The following is a 16,307-nucleotide window of genomic DNA, read 5'->3' as shown; positions in this document are numbered from 1 at the left end:
AGGACCATTCTATTCGGCGCTGCCTACTCGGCGCCGCCGACCGTCGCCTGCGCGGCACCGGCCGACTCCGCGGCGATCGCGCCGTCGGCGAGCGCGAGCGTGAAGCGGGTGCCCTCGGGCGCCTGGCCTGCTGCACGCAGCACGTGCCCGTCGGGCAACTGCGCGATCGCGTAGCCGCGATCGAGCGTCGCCTGCGGCGACAGTGCACGCAGGTGTCCGCGCAGCTCGGCGACGCGTGCGTCAGCGCGCTCGAGCGAACGCTCGACGAGTTCGACGCCGCGGGAGACCCAACGGGTGAGCTCTTCGGCGCGGCGGTCGACGATCCACGCGCCGTCGGCCAGGGCAGGGCGCGATCGAAGGTGGCCGATGCGGTCGATCTCGTGCGCGAGCTGGTGCTGCAGGCGCATGCCGAGCCGGGCCCGCGCCTGGCCGACGCGCACGAGCTCCTCGCCCACGTCGGGCACCACCCGCTTCGCCGCGTCGGTCGGGGTCGAGGCGCGCAGGTCGGCGACCTCGTCGAGCAGGGGCCGGTCTGCCTCGTGGCCGATCGCCGAGACGACGGGCGTCGACGCTGCCGCGACGGCCCGCACGAGACGCTCGTCGCTGAACCCGAGCAGGTTCTGGAAGTCGCCGCCGCCGCGCGCGATGATGATGACCTCGACTTCGGGGTCGGCGTCGAGGCGCGCCAGCGCCGAGATCACCTCGGGCACCGTGCGGTCGCCCTGCACGGCCGCGTGCGCGACCCGGAACTCGACCGACGGCCACCTCAGGCGGGCGTTGCGCAGCACATCCTGCTCGGCGTCGCTGTCTCTTGCCGTGATGAGGCCGACGACGCCCGGAAGGAACGGCAGCTTCTGCTTGCGCGCCGGGTCGAAGACCCCCTCGGCGGCGAGCCGCGTGCGCAGCCGCTCGAGGCGCTCGAGCAGATCGCCCAGGCCGACGTGCTTGAGCTCGTAGACCTGCATCGAGAGGGAGCCGCCCTTGACCCACCAGCTGACCTTCACGAGGGCGACGACGCGGTCGCCCTGCTTGAACTGCTCGGTGAAGCGCGCGCGCACCGACGACCACACCTGGAACGACACGGTCGCGTCGGCATCGAGGTCCTTGAGCTTGCCGTACACGTTGCCCGCCGAGACGCCCCACTGGGTGATCTCGCCCTCGACCCACACGGTTCCGAGCCGGTCGAGGTACTGCTTGATCTTCCCCGAGAGGAGCGCGACGGGCCACGGCGCCTCGCGCGTCGCCGGTGCATCGGTCACTCTGGCCTCCCAGCCGCCCGCCAAGTCCAGCCGCGTAGGATGGACACCGTGACGAGCATGACGGATACCCCGCGAATCGGCCTCGGTATGCCCAGAGTCCCGGGCGTGCGCGGCCGGCTCAAGGATATCCCCGTCCCCGGGCGCAAGCGCGTGCTGCTGGCCGCGCCTCGCGGCTACTGCGCCGGCGTCGACCGTGCCGTGATCGCGGTCGAGAAGGCGCTCGAGCACTACGGCGCGCCGGTCTACGTGCGCAAGCAGATCGTGCACAACATCCACGTCGTGACCGAGCTCGAGGCCATGGGCGCGATCTTCGTCGACGAGGTCGACGAGGTGCCTGCGGGTGCCCACATCGTGTTCAGCGCGCACGGCGTCTCGCCGGCGGTCGTCAACGCGGCATCCGATCGGGGGCTGCACGCGATCGACGCGACGTGTCCGCTCGTCACCAAGGTGCACCGCGAGGCCGTGCGGTTCGCGCGCGACGACTACGAGATCCTGCTCATCGGCCACGAAGGCCACGAAGAGGTCGAGGGCACCGCGGGCGAAGCGCCCGACCACGTGACGCTCGTTGGCAGCCCCGACGAGGTCGCCGACATCGAGGTGCGAGACCCCGACAAGGTCGTATGGCTCTCGCAGACCACCCTGAGCGTGGACGAGACCATGGAGACCGTGCGCCGGCTTCGCGAGCGATTCCCGAATCTCCAAGACCCTCCGAGCGACGACATCTGCTACGCCACGCAGAACCGCCAGGTCGCGATCAAGAAGGTCGCCCAGGACGCCGACCTCGTCATCGTCGTCGGATCGGCGAACAGCTCGAACAGCGTGCGCCTCGTCGAAGTCGCCCTCGAGTACGGCGCGAAGGCGGCCTACCGGGTCGACTACGCGAGCGAGGTCAAGCAGGAGTGGCTCGACGGCGTCGCGACCGTCGGCGTCACGAGCGGCGCGTCAGTGCCCGAAGAGCTCGTGCAGGAGCTGCTGCTCGCCCTCAGCGACGCCGGGTACGGCGACGTCTCCGAGGTGAAGACCGCTGAGGAAGACCTGATGTTCTCGCTGCCGAAGGAGCTGCGCAAAGACCTCGCCGGCAACCGCGACGAGCGGGCGCTCGGCGGCCGCAACCGGCCCGCGTAGGGCTGAGGCGGCCCGGGCGCCGTGTCGCGGGCGCCCTGTCGCGGGCGCCCTACGGGGTGAGCGACGTCAGGAAGTCGGGGTCGCTCGCCATGATCAGGCTGCTCGTGATGACGACCGCGACGAACGCCACGGCGCCCGCGACGAGCGGGACCCACCAGGCGAGACGGCCCGAGCGTATGCGAACGATCGACCAGCGCGCGGCGCCGAGCCAGAGCAGCACCTGCACGGCGACGCCGATCGCGACGATCGTCGGCACGGCGGGGCCGGGCGTGAACGAGGTCGCCGGCTCGACGCCGAGGATCGCCGCCGAGAGCTGCATCGACTCGAGCAGGTTCTGCGGCAGGAGCATGAGCGACGCGCTGTTGTAGATGACGCCGAAGACACCGAAGACGAGCAGCGCGATGGTCCAGGCCCGATCGACGGGCCGGCGCGTTGCCGTCGTACCGGCAACCGCGGCGACCGGGGCGGCCGCCGCCACGACGGGCGTGTCATCGGTGTGCTGCGCCGCTGCCGGCGGCTGCCACGTCCACCCCTCTGGGGCGTACTCGCCGTATTGGGGACGAGGCCGCTCGTCACGGCCCGCGGCGGGCTGTGCGGCGCCCGGCGTCGGCGCGGGAGCGCCTGCACCTCCGTCACCGGCCCCGGCGTCACCGGTGTTTCGAGCGGCCTCGTCGTCGGACATCCGTCGCCCTATGCCGTGATCGACTGGCCGGCAGAACCCAGCTGCCGGGTCGATTCGCCGACGCGCACGGCCATCGCCGACTCGGCGATCTTGCCCCACGCGCGCGGGTCGTACTGCTTCTTGTTGCCGACCGAGCCGTCGACCTTCAGCACGCCGTCGTAGTTCTGCATCATGTAGCCGGCGATCGAGCGCGTGAACGCGTACTGCGTGTCGGTGTCGATGTTCATCTTCACGACGCCATTGCGCACCGCCTCGGCGATCTCGTCATCGGTCGAGCCCGAACCGCCGTGGAAGACGAGGTCGAGCGGCTTCTCACCGGTGCCGTACTTGGCGGCCAGTCCGTCTTGGATCTCCTTGAGGAGCGCCGGGCGCAGCTTCACGTTGCCGGGTGCGTAGACGCCGTGCACATTGCCGAATGTGAGGGCGGCCATGTAGCGGCCCTGCTCGCCGAGGCCGAGCGCCTCGACGGTCTCGACGGCGTCGTCGAGCGTCGTGTAGAGGGCCTCGTTCGAGCCCTCGTGCTTCACGCCGTCTTCTTCGCCGCCGACCACGCCGATCTCGACCTCGAGGATCGCGTTGATCGCCTTCATGCGAGGAAGGATCTCCTTCGCGATCTCGAGGTTCTCGTCGAGGGGCACGGCCGAGCCGTCCCACATGTGCGACTGGAAGATCGGGTTGCGGCCGGCCTTGACCTCGGCCTCGGAGGCCTCGATGAGCGGGAACACGAAGTCGGCGAGAGCGGGCTTCGGGCAGTGATCGGTGTGCAGCGCGACGGTGATCGGGTAGCTCTTGGCGACCTCGTGCGCGAAGCGCGCGAACGCGAGGGCGCCCGCCGCGCGGGCCTTCACGGTGTGGCCGGCGAAGTAGTCGGCGCCGCCCGTGGTGACCTGGATGATGCCGTCGGAACCCGCCTCGGTGAGGCCCTGCAGCACCGCGTTGAGGGTCTGCGAGGAGGAGACGTTGAACGCGGGGAACGCGAAGCCCTTCGCCTTCGCGGTGTCCAGCATCTCGGCGTACTGCTCGGGGGTGGCGATGGGCATGGTGCTCCTTCGGAAGACTGTTGGGTTCGCCACGAGTCTACTGAGTTGCCGAGCGAGGCTCACGACTGAGGCTGGGCGATGATGGTGCCATGGTGCATGACCCCCTCGATCTCGCCGCAACCGGCCTCGCCGACGGATTCGAGGCGGCTGCCGTCGGGGCGGCGCTCGCCGCGGCGCCGCTCGTCGGTTCGGGTCGTGGCGACGACATCGACGGGCTCGCCGTGCGCGCCCTCCGCGCGGCGCTCGCGCCTCTCGCCGTCGACGGCGTCGTGGTCGTCGGCGAGGGCGAGAAGGACGAGGCGCCCATGCTCTTCGTCGGCGAGCGATTCGGCACCGGTGCGGGCCCGGTCGTCGACCTCGCCGTCGATCCCGTCGACGGCACGCGCCTCGCGGCGGCCGGTCGGCCGGGTGCGATGGCGGTCATGGCGGTCGCGCCGGGTGGCGCGCTCGCCTCGCTGGGTGCGGCCCACTACATGGAGAAGCACGTGACCTGGGTGCCGGATGTCCCGGCCGGCGCCTCGATCGTCGAGATCGTCGGGCGCGCGGCCGCGGCGTGCGGGGTCTCCCCGGCCGAGGTGCGGGTCGCCGTGCAGGATCGGCCGCGCAACGAGCGATTCGTCGCCGAGGCCCGGGCGGCAGGGGCATCCGTCGAGCTCTTCGAACACGGCGACGTCGAACGGTGCATCCGTGCCGCGCGGCGTGGTGGCGGCCTCGACGTCGTCGCCGGCATCGGCGGCGCGCCCGAGGGGGTGCTCACCGCGGCGGCGGTGCGTGCACTCGGCGGATCGATGCACGCGAGGCTCGCGCCGCAGTCGACGGCCGAGCGGTCGCGCATCGTGGCGGCGGGGCTCTCGGAGACCCATGTGCTCAGTCTCGACGACCTGTGCGGCGCCGACGCGTGGCTGTTCGTCGCGGCCGTCACGCCGTGCTCGTTCGGCTCGGGCGCCGAACTGGCGCCGGGGGAGTCGTGGCGCGTCGGCCCCGGTGATCCCGGAACGCGGCGGCCGCGTGATCCCGGAACGCGGCGACTGCGTGATCCCGGAACGCGGCGACTGCGTGCCGAAAACAGGAACCTCCAGTAGACACGCCGCAAGGTTTCCTGTTCTCGGTGCGGCGGCGGCGTGTCTTCCTGTTTTCGGGCCGGGACGGAGCGGGACGGGACGGGACGCGAAGATGCGGGACGGGACGGGACAGGACGAGGCGGGACGGGACGGGACGGGGATGGGGAGGGAAGGGGCGGGATGGGACGGGACGTTGCGGGTGCGGGCGCCGCGATCGAATTCTTAAGATTCGACGATCTTTCACCTCCGCGACGGTGGAAATCCGGTGCCGACGGTCGGCCGCGTGCCTAGGCTGGAACCGGGCGATCGCCCACTCAGCCCGACCTCGGCGAGGTCGATCACACGCGTCCCGGAGGACCCCTCGATGGTGAGCACCGACACCGAAACCCTCTACCTGCACCCCGACCGCAACATCGCGCTCGAGCTCGTGCGGGCGACCGAGGCGGCCGCGATCCGCTCGTACCCGTGGATCGGGCGCGGCGACAAGCTCGGCGCCGACGGCGCCGCGGTCGATGCGATGCGCGCGTTCCTCGGCACGGTGAACTTCGACGGTGTCGTCGTCATCGGCGAGGGCGAGAAGGACCAGGCGCCCATGCTCTTCAACGGCGAGCGGGTCGGCAACGGGCGCGGCCCGGCGTGCGACATCGCGGTCGACCCCATCGACGGCACCTCGCTCACGGCCGCGGGCCGCCAGAACGCGCTGTCGGTGATCGCGGTCGCCGATCGCGGCACGATGCTCGATGCGTCGAGCGTCTTCTACATGGACAAGATCGTCACGGATGCCGCGGGCATCGGTGTCGTCGACATCCGTAAGCCCATCGGGGAGAACCTGCGCGCGCTCGCTGCCGCGAAGGGCAAGGACGTGGGTGAACTGCGGGTCGCGGTGTTGAACCGGCCGCGGCACGAGCAGCTCATCGCCGACATCCGCGAAGCCGGCGCCGGCACGCGGCTGATCAGCGACGGCGACGTCGCGGGCGGCATCAACGCCGCCCGCTACGAGTCGCGCATCGACATGTGCGTCGGCATCGGCGGCAGCCCCGAGGGCATCACCACGGCGTGCGCGATCAAGGCGCTCGGTGGATTCATGCAGGGGCGGCTCGCGCCGAAGGACGACGCCGAGCGCCGACGCGGCGAGGCGGCCGGGCTCGACTGCGACAAGGTGTACGAGCTCGACGAGCTCGTGCGCAGCGACAACACCTTCTTCGTCGCGACCGGCGTCACCGACGGCGAACTCGTCGACGGCGTGCGCAAGAAGGGGCCGATCATCCGCACCGAGTCGATCGTGCTGCGCGGCAAGTCGGGCACGATTCGCCGCATCGTCGCCGACCACCTCGTCGAGAAATGGCTCGACGCAGCCGACCGATGACCTGATCTCGCGGGCGGATGTCGGCGGCTCCGGGCACAATGTACCGATGACCGACGCCAGTCGTCTTCCGCGCGCGCTCCGCCCGTTCTCGTCGGGCCAGTACCGCCTGTTGGTGGCGGCGCTCTCCGCGTCGCTGCTGTCGGCCGGCGCCTGGCTCGTCGCCGCGGTCTGGCAGGTCGTCGAGCTCGGCGGGTCGCCGATCGACCTCTCGTACGTCGCGGTGGGCGCGAGCCTAGGGCTCGTGCTCGCGGTGCTGTTCGGGGGCGTCGCGGCCGACCGCATCCCGCAGCGCTACATCCTGCTCGCGGTCGAGATCGTGCGCGGGGCGACGTTCGCCGTCGCCGCGGTGCTCGCCGCCTCGGGTGTCATCGAGGTCTGGCACATCGCCGTGCTCTCGTTCGTGCTCGGTGTCGCCGACGGCTTCTTCTATCCCGCCTACTCGGCGTGGCTGCCCGCGATCCTCCCGTCCGAGCAGCTCCTCGCCGCCAACGGGGTCGAGGGAGTGCTGCGGCCAGCGGTGATGCAGGCCGCCGGCCCCGCGCTGGCTAGCGCGCTCATCGCGGTGCAGGCGCCATGGCTCGCGTTCGCGGTCGTCGCTGTGTTGCAGGGCGGGGCAGCGGCGGTACTGCTGGTCATGCGCACCACCGCGGTGCGGCGTGATCCCGACGAGGTCGTCGTACATCCGGTGCGGCAGTCGTTCATCGACATGCGCGACGGGTTCCGCTACCTCCTGCAGACGCGGTGGCTGTTCGCCACGCTCGTGTTCTCGATCATCCTCGTGTTCCTCATCATGGGGCCCATCGAGGTGCTGCTGCCGTTCGCGGTGAAAGACCAGACCGGCGGCGGAGCCGGTGCATTCGCGCTCGCGCTCGCGGCGTTCGGCGTCGGCGGTGCGGTCGGCTCGCTCACGGTGGCGTCGGTTCGCATTCCGCGGCGGTACCTGACGCTCATGATCCTCGCCTGGGGCTTCGGCTGCGTGCCCCTCGCCATCGTCGGACTGACGTCCTGGTTGTGGGTCATGGTCATCGCGCTCTTCATCGTCGGCGTGCTGTTCGACGGGGCACAGGTCGTGTGGGGCACCCTGCTGCAGCGCAGGGTGCCGCCGTCGATGCTCGGCCGGGTCTCGAGCCTCGACTTCTTCGTGTCACTTGCGCTCATGCCCATCTCGATGGCGGTCGCCGGGCCGGTCGGCGAAGCCATCGGGCTCGTGCCGGCGTTCCTCATCGCGGGCCTCGTCCCGCCGTTCCTCGCGCTCGCGACGCTTGCGCTGGCGCGCCTCGGCGAAGACGAGCTCGCGCATCCGCTCGACGCACACGCCGACGCGACGATCGTGACGGGCGCCGAGGCCGCGGCGGGGTTCGAGCCGCCGGTCGACGAGCCGCACCCACGGGCCGAGCGGTCGGGTCGCGCCGAGCCCGAACCGGGCTGAATGTGCGCGCGCATCGACCCGTGTGCGTTCGAGCTCTCGACGCGAGCCGTTCGGAGTGCGAGTCTTGGCGGGATTGAAGGAGGACCCACATGGTCACCATTCGAGATGCGTTCCCGGGGTTCAGCGTCGACGACATCGAGGCGGCACGGGAGTTCTACGGTACAAAGCTCGGGCTTCCGGTGAGTGACGAACCGATGGCCGGCGCACTGCAATTGACCTTGCCGTCGGGGCAGTCGGTGTTCATCTACCCGAAGCCCGATCACGTGCCGGCCACGTTCACGATCTTCAACTTCGTCGTCGAGAACATCGATCGGGCGGTCGACGAGCTGAATTCCGCCGGCGTCGTGACGAAGATCTACGAGGCACCCGACGACTACGGCACCGACGGGCGGGGCATTGCTCGCGGGAGCCAAAGCGGCCAAGGACCCGACATCGCGTGGTTCCGCGACCCTGCCGGAAACGTGCTGAGCGTCCTCGCCACCTGACGGTTCACCCGACCAGTGCCGCCGCCGCTCGCGGGACACCCGCTCACGCGACGCGCGGGCGATGCATGCTGCCTAGAGCGACGAGCGGATCTCGGGATCGATGTCGGCGATGAGGTCGTCGTGCTCGATGAGTGCCTCGATCTCGGCCGGTGAATCCTCTGCGGTCCCGGTCGTGAACTCGTAGGCCGTCAGTTCGCGCGGGCTTTCTTCGATGCCCTCGAGAGTCGCGAGCACCTTGGTCTCGTCGAGCGCCTTGAGCTTGCGCGCGGTGGGTAGCACGCGCGACTCGAGGGAGCCGACGAAGGCGTTGTAGTCCTTCACGCTGCGCTCGATCGTGCGACCGAGCTTTTCGATCTGGCCTGCCGTGGTCGAGAGGCGCGCGTAGAGCTCGCGGCTGAGGTCGAACAGGGTCTTCGCCTCTTTCGTGAGGACGTCTTGCTGCCAGCTGAACGCGACGGTCTTGAGCACCGACCACAGCGTGACCGGAGAGGCGAGCGCGACGCGCTTCGCGAAGGCGAACTCGAGCAGCGACGGGTCGGCTTCGAGCGCACTCGAGATGAGCGATTCGCTCGGAATGAACGCGATGACCATCTCGGGGGAGGCGCCGAGCCCCTCCCAGTAGGTCTTGCCGCCGAGCGCGGTGATGTGGTCGCGCACGGCCTTGACGTGGCCCTTCATGAGGCGGTCGCGCTGCGCACCGTCAGCGCCCGACGCGGTCGCCGGGATCTGGCTCGCCTCAAGGTAGGCGTTGAACGGCACCTTGGCGTCGACGGCGATGTGCTTTCCGCCGGGCAGGTGGATGACCATGTCGGGGCGACCGGCGCCCGCGTCGGTGGTGACGGAGTGCTGCGTGTCGAAGTCGACGCGCTCGATGAGGCCCGCCGCCTCGACGACGCTGCGCAGCTGGGTCTCGCCCCATACGCCGCGCGTGCTGTTCGAGCGCAGCGCCGATGCCAGGGACTCCGCCGTCGAACGCAGCCGCTCCTCGTTCTCGGCCGCGATCTTCAGCTGCTGGCTCAGCTCGCCGTGCTGCTGGTGCCGCTGGGTCTCGAGTGCCGTGACCTTCGATTGCATGTCGCTGAGTGTCTGCTTGACCGGGCCGAGCGCCTGCAACACCCTGCTGTCGGCCGCCTCGCGAGCCTCGCGCTCGCGCTGCTCGAGCTGCTGGCGCTCGACGATCTCACGGTACTGGGCCCGCGCGGCCTCGATCTGCTCGCGCAGCCCGGCAGCGGTCGCCTCGACTGCTGCGAGCTCGGCGCCGAGCGCGGCCTGCTTGGCCTGCTCATCGGCGAGTGCGCGGGACAGCTGCGCCTCGGCGGCCGCGCGCAACTCGGTGAGCGCCTGCTGGTGACGCGCTTCGACGAGTGCCGGGTTCTCGACGGCGACGGCGACGTCGCCCGCCGCCGCGGCGGCGCGCCGCTGGACGAGGAACCAGGCGCCGAGCGCGCCGAGCGCGACGCCCACGACGAGGCCGATGACGAGCAGCAGGATCTCCATGTCATCGAGTGTCGCAGCGGCCGCCGACATCGGACGGTTCGGCTCGCGGCGAGTGCGCATGACGCGCGGATCCGCAATCAGCACCCGAGCATCCGAATTCACCCACCGCCCCGCTGCTCGCGCCGGTTTCGATCGGCCCGAGCAGCGGCGGCGGGCGCGTATCACCCGACGGCGGTCCCCTCGAGCTCGACCATCTGGCCGGGGATCGCCAGCCGCATCACCCCGAGCATCGTGGTGGTCGGCGCCACCCCGGCGGCGCCCAACCGCGACGCCAGCACGCCGTAGTGCGGGAACAGCGCATCGACATCGGTGGTGTAGACGTTGAGGCGCACCAGGTTCGCGAGGGACATGCCGGCCTCACCGAGCACGGCCTCGAGGTTGTCGATGCTCAGCGCCAACTGCGCCGCCAGGTCGTCGTCGTGCTGGGGGATGCCGTCGCCGTTCATCGCGGTCTGCCCCGAGATGTACAGGGTCCGAGAGTGCCCGGAGACGACCTCCCCCTGATTGAATCCCATCTCCGCCGACCACGTCACCGGGTTGACTGCCACTCGTTCCATCGCTGCATCAGCTCCATTCGATCCTTTGGGAACGGCGCACGTCCGTCGGCTCGGGAGCCGCCGGATTCGAGGCCGCATCACGAGCCTTCCAATGAATCACGACATCCTCTGTCAGGTATTTCGCTAGCCTTTCGGCATGCGCGCCGATCGTCTCGTCTCGCTGGTGCTGATGCTGCGCCAGCGCGGTCGGCTCTCCGCAGAGACGCTGGCCCGCGAGCTCGAGGTCTCCACCCGCACCGTGCTGCGCGACATCGAGGCGCTGTCCGCGGCAGGGGTTCCGGTCTATGCCGAGCGCGGCAGGCACGGCGGGTTCGAGTTGCTGCCCGGTTTCCGGACCGAGCTCACCGGCCTGAACCACGACGAGGCCCTCGCCCTGCTGACCGCCGGATCGAAGCGCGGTGAGCAGGTGTTCGGCCTGGGTTCAGCGCTCGCCTCGGCCATGCGCAAGGTGGTCGACGCGCTGCCCGACAGCCACCAGGTCACCGCCGTCGACGTGGCCGAGCGATTCCTCGTCGACCCGGCCACCGACCTGCTCGCACGCCGACACGTCACCGAGGACGTGCCCGAGGCCGTCATGGTCGAGGTCCGGCGTGCGGTGCTCGCCGGTCGCAGACTGCGCATCCACTACGCAGCGGTGGATCGTGCCCCGAGGTGGCGCACGGTCGACCCGATCGGACTCGTCACTGTGCGCGACAAGGGATACCTGCTGGCCACGACGTCCGGCGCGGATCGCACGTACCGGCTGTCACGGATCCTGGCCGCCGAGGAGCTTCCCGAGCGGGCGCAGCGACCCGACCGCGTCGACCTGGAGCAGATCTGGCAGGAGCGCAGCACGCAGTTCCGGACCGGCGGCGAGCAGGTCGCGGTGCGCGTACGACTGCACCCGACGCGGCGAGCGGAGTTGGTGGACACGGCGCTGGCCGTTCTCGTGGAGGAAGCCGACGAGAACGGCTGGCTGCTGCTGGAGGCGACCTTCCAAGACTCACGGCACGCCGAATGGGCGCTGTGGCAACTCGGCACGGACGCGGAAGCCCTGGCCCCGCAGTCGTTGCGCGACTTCCTGCGCGACCGCGCCGCGGCGATCGCCGCCCGCTACGCGCACCCGGTCTGAGGACCGCCTGGCTACTGCAGCGCCATCGGACCGTGCGCGGCGCGGTCGTCGCGGAGCGCGACGGGCCCGATCGCTCCGAGCCGGACGCGCGTGATGTGCGCGAGCTGCTCGATGTCGCCCGCCTCGTGGCGTGCCGCCGCGTGCACGACGATCGCCGCGCAGGCCTCGGCGTCGGCGAGCGCGTCGTGGTGCGAGAAATCCTCGAAGCCGGCGGCCCTCGCCGCAACGGGCAGCCGGTACGAGTCGAGGTGGTACGTGCGCCTCGCGACCTGCAGGCTGCACAGCGAGCGGTAGTCGGGCACGGGGATGCCCAGCGCCTCTGAAGCCTTGACGATGACGCCCATGTCGAACCCTGCGTTGTGCGCGACGAGCACGTCGTCGCCCGCGAACTCGCGCAGCCCTGCGACGCGGGTGCCCCACCCCGGGGCATCCGCCACCATCGCCGGCGTGATGCCGTGGATGCGCACGTTCCACTGCGAGAACTCGTCGTGCGGGAACGGCGGCCTGATGTACCAGTGCACGCGGTCGACGACACGTCCGTCGCGCACCTTGACGAGGCCCACCGAGCAGGCTGAGGCGCCAGAGGAGTTGGCGGTTTCGAAATCGATCGCGGTGAAGTCCACTGGCACGCACGTATCGTCGCACGGCGGTCGGACACGGCCCCGGTTGCGCAGCGGCGGGTCTCGAGACGCGACTTCGTCGCTGCTCGACCGGCGGGTCTCGAGATGCGACTTCGTCGCTCATCGACCGACGAAGGTTGACGGATGCCGCACGCAGGGCGTGGAATGGCACCGGCGGCGGCGACGACGAGAGGGCACTTCATGGGCGATGAGCGGTCGGACGCGACACGCGGCGGACTCGTGGCCGACCCGGGAGATCCGGCGACGGTCAGGTCTGCGCGTTCCTTCGGTGCGGCGGCCTCGGTGTACCACCGGTCGCGCCCCGGGTACCCCTCGGCGGCGATCGAATGGCTCGTCGGCGACGCGGCGCGTGTGCTCGACCTCGGCGCCGGCACCGGCAAGCTCACCGAGGCGCTCGTCGAACTCGACCGCGACGTCATCGCCGTCGACCCCGTCGAGGAGATGCTCGAGGAGCTCGAGATCGCGGTGCCCGGCGTGCCGCGCATCCTCGGCACGGCCGAGGACATCCCTCTCGAAGACCGTTCGGTCGACGCCGTCGTCGCCGGTCAGGCCTGGCACTGGTTCCTCCCCGCGCGCGCGGTCCCCGAGATCGCCCGGGTCCTGCGGCCGGGCGGCGTGCTCGGTCTCGTGTGGAACAGTCGCGACATCCGTGCCGATTGGCTTCGCCAGGCCGGCGAGATCATGCACGAGCGTCACGACGCGAGCGCAACGTTCGAGACGTACGTCAAGGTCGGGCCGCCGTTCGGCGCCATCGAGGAGCACACGGTCGAATGGGTCGAGCGGATGTCCCGGCAGCGGTTCCTCGATCTCGTTCGATCGCGCTCGTACTTCATCACCGCGAGCAAGGCCGAGCAGCACGCGATGCTCGCCGCCCTCGAGACCCTGCTCGAGACCCATCCCGACCTCGCCGGCGCCGACGAGCTCGAGGTGCCGTATGTCACGCACTGCTACCGCACGCGGCTGATCGGATAACGGTCGGGCGCCCGCGCGATCAGAACGGGTAGTACGAGAGCACGGGTGCCTTGAGGAGGGTGATGGTCGTGTCGGTCGCATCGGCCTGCAGGCCCACCATGTCTGTGGTCTCCCCGCCAGGGGCCGGGGGTACGAGGGCGGGGTCTTCGGGGTCGACCCGGTACTCGAAGTAGTCGTCGGCGTCGCGCGCCTCGCGGACAAGGGGCTCGACCTCGCTGACGGCCGCCACCGTGGAACCGACGGCGAACCCGCTCGATGTCACCACGGTGATGCCTGCGACCTCGGGCTCGGTGACCTCGACCAGCGAGGGCAGGAAGTAGTCGGCTCGCGGCTTCTCGAGGTCGACCGCGTCGCCGAGGGTGAAAGCGCCCCACGTATATAGGTCGAAGTCCGCGAAGTGCCCGCCCGACCCGTCGCGCAGCGACATCGTCGGTTCGGACTGGAACGCCCCAGTGAGGGCGGCGACCGCGGGCGCGACCTCGTCGGCCCAGGCGTGCGTGAAGACCGTCTCGCCGGCGGTGTCGACGAGCGTGAAGCCGACGCCGCTCACGACGATCTCGGCGGCGACCGGCTCGGGGGCGGGAGTCGGCGTCTCGGTCACTACGGCGGTCGGCGACGGAGTGCTCGGTCCGGCGGCGGCTGCGGCGCAGCCGGTGAGTGCGACAGCGGCGAGCGCGACCGCGGCGAAACGGAGTGTCCTCATCCATTTATGATGGCGGATCTCCTGTCACGACTGGATGACGCTCGGATAACGATCCCGGCCCGACCGGTTGCAACGCACGAGGAACGGCTGATCCGCCCCGCCCGTAGAATCGCGGGATGAAGCGCGGTCGGGTCATCCTGTTCCTGGTCCTCGCCAACCTCTTCTGGGCGGGCAACTACGTCTTCGGCGAGATGGTCACGTCCGAGGTCTCACCGGTGTCGCTCACGTTCTGGCGCTGGGCGTTCGCGGCCGTGCCGCTGCTTCTGCTCGCCTGGGCGATCGAGCGGCCCGATTGGCGAACAGCAGTGCGCGAATGGCCGATGCACCTGCTGCAGTCGATGCTCGGACTGACCGGGTACACCCTGCTGCTCTACAGCGCGCTCGGGCTCACCGGCGCCGTCGCCGCGAGCGTGATCTCGGCGATCAACCCGGCGATGATCGCGCTCGGCGCCGCGCTCTTCCTGCGGGAACGCCTGCGGGGTATGCAGATCGTGGGCATCGCCGTGGCCTTCGTCGGCGTCGTGATCGTGCTCACCGGGGGCGACCTCGGGTCGCTCGTCGCTGAGGGCTTCCGCCTCGGCGATGTCCTCGTCGTGGCATCCGTCATCGCGTGGACCGCGTACTCGCTCGTCGCGCGCCGCCTCGCGACCCCGCCGATCACGGCGACCGCGGTGCAGTCGGTGTTCGCGGTCGTCACGATGCTGCCGCTCATCGCGGTGACCGGTGTGACGCTGCCCGAATCGGCAGCCGGGATCGCGGGGCTCGCGTACATCGTGCTGTTCCCCTCGATGCTCGGCTACGCGCTGTGGAACCTCGGGGCAGCGGCGGCGGGCCCGTCGCGGGCAGGGGTGTTCCTGAACCTGCTGCCGGTGTTCACCGTCGCCATCGCCGTGCTGCTCGGGCAGGCGCTCGATCCGGTCGCGCTCGCCGGCGGCGCCGTCGTGGTCGTCGGGGTGTACCTCACGCTGCGCGTACGGCGGGTGGGAGCGAGCACGGATGTCCCGGGCGTGACGCAGGTACGATAGACCCTCGTGGCTCTCACTATCGGCATCGTCGGCCTGCCCAACGTCGGCAAGTCCACCCTGTTCAACGCGCTCACCAAGAACCAGGTGCTCGCGGCGAACTACCCGTTCGCGACGATCGAACCCAACATCGGCGTGGTGAACCTGCCCGACCCGCGGCTCGAGACGCTCGCCGGCATCTTCGGCTCCGAGCGCATCCTGCCCGCGGCTGTGTCGTTCGTCGATATCGCCGGCATCGTGAAGGGCGCGTCCGAGGGTGAGGGGCTCGGCAACAAGTTCCTCGCGAACATCCGCGAGGCCGACGCGATCGCGCAGGTCGTGCGCGGGTTCGACGACTCCGACGTCGTGCACGTCGAGGGCACGATCGACCCCAAGGCCGACATGGAGACCATCAACACCGAGTTGATCCTCGCCGACCTCGAGACCCTCGAACGCGCCATCGCGCGCTACGAGAAAGAGGTCAAGGGCAGGAAGCTCGACCCGTCGGTGCTCGCCGCCGCGAAGGAGGCGCAGGAGGCGCTTCAGAAGGGCACACCCCTCTCCGCGGCATCCGTCGATCTCGCGCCGATTCGCGAACTGGGGCTGCTGACCGCGAAACCGTTCATCTACGTCTTCAATGTCGACGAGGCGGTGCTGACGGATGCCGCGAAGAAGGCCGAGCTCGCCGAGCTGGTCGCGCCCGCCGAAGCGGTGTTCCTCGACGCGAAGATCGAGTCGGAGCTCATCGACCTCGACCCCGACGACGCCGCCGAGCTGCTCGCGTCGACCGGACAGGACGAGTCGGGCCTCGACCAGCTCGCCCGAGTCGGCTTCGACACGCTCGGGCTGCAGACCTACCTCACAGCCGGCCCCAAGGAGTCGCGCGCGTGGACCATCCACAAGGGCTGGAAGGCTCCGCAGGCCGCCGGCGTGATCCACACCGACTTCGAGCGCGGCTTCATCAAGGCCGAGGTGATCTCGTTCGACGACCTCGTCGCGACCGGCTCGGTCGCGGAAGCGCGCGCCAAGGGCAAGGCCCGCATGGAGGGCAAGGACTACGTCATGCAGGACGGCGACGTCGTCGAGTTCCGGTTCAACGTGTAGTGATGTCCGGCCCTCAGGTTTTCGCGTACTTCTGGGGAGTGTTAGCAGTCGGATTGGCATATGTGTTCGTGCGGCATCCGGAGCGCATGGAGGCGATCTACCGACGGAACATGGATCGTACTCGAACGACGAAGCGGCTACGCGAGCGATTCGCCCCGAGTGCTGCGATCATCATCTGGTACCGAGTCGGCGGTGTGCTGTTCGGCCTCGTCGGGATCGGAGTTGCAGTCGCGGCAGTGACTGGAGTGCTTCGATGACCGGTGACGTGCTCGGG

Annotated in this window: 16 protein-coding genes; 9 read left to right on the top strand and 7 right to left on the bottom strand. The window is 70.1% G+C overall.

What is annotated here, in order from left to right:
- Positions 1–23 precede the first annotated feature (23 nt).
- The gene (gene xseA, locus LQ757_RS10695) at positions 24–1,283 is read right to left on the bottom strand and encodes an exodeoxyribonuclease VII large subunit (RefSeq protein WP_231047186.1); all 1,260 of its coding nucleotides are present in this window, start codon (positions 1,281–1,283) and stop codon (positions 24–26) included.
- A 63-nt stretch (positions 1,284–1,346) separates the two neighbouring features.
- Here xseA and LQ757_RS10690 point away from each other — a divergent pair, with 63 nt between their 5' ends.
- Complete coding sequence (locus tag LQ757_RS10690; RefSeq protein ID WP_231047349.1) at positions 1,347–2,384, top strand: 4-hydroxy-3-methylbut-2-enyl diphosphate reductase; 1,038 nt, start codon at positions 1,347–1,349, stop codon at positions 2,382–2,384.
- A 49-nt stretch (positions 2,385–2,433) separates the two neighbouring features.
- Here LQ757_RS10690 and LQ757_RS10685 read toward each other — a convergent pair whose 3' ends face one another.
- Positions 2,434–3,066, bottom strand: coding sequence for a DUF6264 family protein (locus LQ757_RS10685; protein WP_231047185.1), 633 nt, complete (start codon positions 3,064–3,066; stop codon positions 2,434–2,436).
- 8 nt (positions 3,067–3,074) lie between these two features.
- Positions 3,075–4,139 carry a class II fructose-bisphosphate aldolase gene (fbaA, locus tag LQ757_RS10680; RefSeq protein ID WP_308195608.1) on the bottom strand — a complete coding sequence of 355 codons (1,065 nt, stop codon included), beginning with the start codon at positions 4,137–4,139 and terminating at the stop codon, positions 3,075–3,077.
- A 56-nt stretch (positions 4,140–4,195) separates the two neighbouring features.
- Between fbaA and LQ757_RS10675 the strand changes: the two genes are divergently transcribed.
- The 4 genes from LQ757_RS10675 (at position 4,196) to LQ757_RS10660 (ending at position 8,447) form a co-directional block, all read left to right on the top strand.
- The gene (locus LQ757_RS10675; protein WP_231047183.1) at positions 4,196–5,188 is read left to right on the top strand and encodes a fructose-bisphosphatase class II; all 993 of its coding nucleotides are present in this window, start codon (positions 4,196–4,198) and stop codon (positions 5,186–5,188) included.
- Positions 5,189–5,531: 343 nt separating this feature from the next.
- Complete coding sequence (gene glpX, locus LQ757_RS10670; RefSeq protein ID WP_231047182.1) at positions 5,532–6,533, top strand: class II fructose-bisphosphatase; 1,002 nt, start codon at positions 5,532–5,534, stop codon at positions 6,531–6,533.
- 46 nt (positions 6,534–6,579) lie between these two features.
- The gene (locus LQ757_RS10665) at positions 6,580–7,962 is read left to right on the top strand and encodes an MFS transporter (protein WP_231047181.1); all 1,383 of its coding nucleotides are present in this window, start codon (positions 6,580–6,582) and stop codon (positions 7,960–7,962) included.
- Positions 7,963–8,051: 89 nt separating this feature from the next.
- Positions 8,052–8,447, top strand: a complete 396-nt coding sequence (locus tag LQ757_RS10660) for a VOC family protein (protein ID WP_231047180.1) — start codon at positions 8,052–8,054, stop codon at positions 8,445–8,447.
- A 72-nt stretch (positions 8,448–8,519) separates the two neighbouring features.
- Here LQ757_RS10660 and LQ757_RS10655 read toward each other — a convergent pair whose 3' ends face one another.
- Both LQ757_RS10655 and LQ757_RS10650 read right to left on the bottom strand, forming a co-directional pair.
- A complete protein-coding gene (locus LQ757_RS10655) occupies positions 8,520–9,944 on the bottom strand; it encodes a DNA recombination protein RmuC (RefSeq protein WP_231047179.1) in 1,425 nt (474 codons plus the stop codon).
- A 161-nt stretch (positions 9,945–10,105) separates the two neighbouring features.
- Positions 10,106–10,501: a RidA family protein gene (locus tag LQ757_RS10650; RefSeq protein ID WP_231047178.1), complete on the bottom strand. Its 396-nt coding sequence runs from the start codon at positions 10,499–10,501 to the stop codon at positions 10,106–10,108.
- 136 nt (positions 10,502–10,637) lie between these two features.
- On the opposite strand from LQ757_RS10650, the gene LQ757_RS10645 reads away from it, so the two are divergent.
- Positions 10,638–11,612, top strand: a complete 975-nt coding sequence (locus LQ757_RS10645) for a helix-turn-helix transcriptional regulator (RefSeq protein ID WP_231047177.1) — start codon at positions 10,638–10,640, stop codon at positions 11,610–11,612.
- Between the two features lie 11 nt (positions 11,613–11,623).
- On the opposite strand, the gene LQ757_RS10640 is transcribed toward LQ757_RS10645, so the two are convergent.
- Entirely contained in the window at positions 11,624–12,241 is a 618-nt protein-coding gene (locus LQ757_RS10640) for a 3'-5' exonuclease (RefSeq protein ID WP_231047176.1), read from the bottom strand.
- Positions 12,242–12,433: 192 nt separating this feature from the next.
- Between LQ757_RS10640 and LQ757_RS10635 the strand changes: the two genes are divergently transcribed.
- Positions 12,434–13,225 carry a class I SAM-dependent methyltransferase gene (locus tag LQ757_RS10635; RefSeq protein WP_231047175.1) on the top strand — a complete coding sequence of 264 codons (792 nt, stop codon included), beginning with the start codon at positions 12,434–12,436 and terminating at the stop codon, positions 13,223–13,225.
- Between the two features lie 19 nt (positions 13,226–13,244).
- Here the strand turns inward: LQ757_RS10635 and LQ757_RS10630 are convergent, their stop codons facing one another.
- The gene (locus LQ757_RS10630) at positions 13,245–13,928 is read right to left on the bottom strand and encodes a hypothetical protein (protein ID WP_231047174.1); all 684 of its coding nucleotides are present in this window, start codon (positions 13,926–13,928) and stop codon (positions 13,245–13,247) included.
- 116 nt (positions 13,929–14,044) lie between these two features.
- Between LQ757_RS10630 and LQ757_RS10625 the strand changes: the two genes are divergently transcribed.
- Together LQ757_RS10625 and ychF are read left to right on the top strand one after the other, a co-directional pair.
- Entirely contained in the window at positions 14,045–14,953 is a 909-nt protein-coding gene (locus LQ757_RS10625; protein WP_231047173.1) for a DMT family transporter, read from the top strand.
- A gap of 6 nt (positions 14,954–14,959) precedes the next feature.
- Complete coding sequence (gene ychF, locus LQ757_RS10620; protein ID WP_231047172.1) at positions 14,960–16,033, top strand: redox-regulated ATPase YchF; 1,074 nt, start codon at positions 14,960–14,962, stop codon at positions 16,031–16,033.
- Positions 16,034–16,307 lie beyond the last annotated feature (274 nt).

Source organism: Agromyces cavernae (assembly GCF_021044935.1).
GTDB classification, from domain to species: Bacteria; Actinomycetota; Actinomycetes; order Actinomycetales; family Microbacteriaceae; genus Agromyces; species Agromyces cavernae.
This window is presented reverse-complemented; position numbering and strand designations above follow the sequence as displayed.

Bases quoted from the DNA above. Each gene is read 5' to 3' on its own strand.
- LQ757_RS10655 (WP_231047179.1), bottom strand. From the start codon at position 9,944: ATGGAGATCCTGCTGCTCGTCATCGGCCTCGTCGTGGGCGTCGCGCTC.
- LQ757_RS10625 (WP_231047173.1), top strand. From the start codon at position 14,045: ATGAAGCGCGGTCGGGTCATCCTGTTCCTGGTCCTCGCCAACCTCTTC.
- LQ757_RS10630 (WP_231047174.1), bottom strand. From the start codon at position 13,928: ATGAGGACACTCCGTTTCGCCGCGGTCGCGCTCGCCGCTGTCGCACTC.
- LQ757_RS10635 (WP_231047175.1), top strand. From the start codon at position 12,434: ATGGGCGATGAGCGGTCGGACGCGACACGCGGCGGACTCGTGGCCGAC.
- glpX (WP_231047182.1), top strand. From the start codon at position 5,532: ATGGTGAGCACCGACACCGAAACCCTCTACCTGCACCCCGACCGCAAC.
- LQ757_RS10685 (WP_231047185.1), bottom strand. From the start codon at position 3,066: ATGTCCGACGACGAGGCCGCTCGAAACACCGGTGACGCCGGGGCCGGT.
- LQ757_RS10690 (WP_231047349.1), top strand. From the start codon at position 1,347: ATGCCCAGAGTCCCGGGCGTGCGCGGCCGGCTCAAGGATATCCCCGTC.
- LQ757_RS10650 (WP_231047178.1), bottom strand. From the start codon at position 10,501: ATGGAACGAGTGGCAGTCAACCCGGTGACGTGGTCGGCGGAGATGGGA.
- LQ757_RS10660 (WP_231047180.1), top strand. From the start codon at position 8,052: ATGGTCACCATTCGAGATGCGTTCCCGGGGTTCAGCGTCGACGACATC.
- LQ757_RS10675 (WP_231047183.1), top strand. From the start codon at position 4,196: ATGGTGCATGACCCCCTCGATCTCGCCGCAACCGGCCTCGCCGACGGA.
- LQ757_RS10665 (WP_231047181.1), top strand. From the start codon at position 6,580: ATGACCGACGCCAGTCGTCTTCCGCGCGCGCTCCGCCCGTTCTCGTCG.
- LQ757_RS10645 (WP_231047177.1), top strand. From the start codon at position 10,638: ATGCGCGCCGATCGTCTCGTCTCGCTGGTGCTGATGCTGCGCCAGCGC.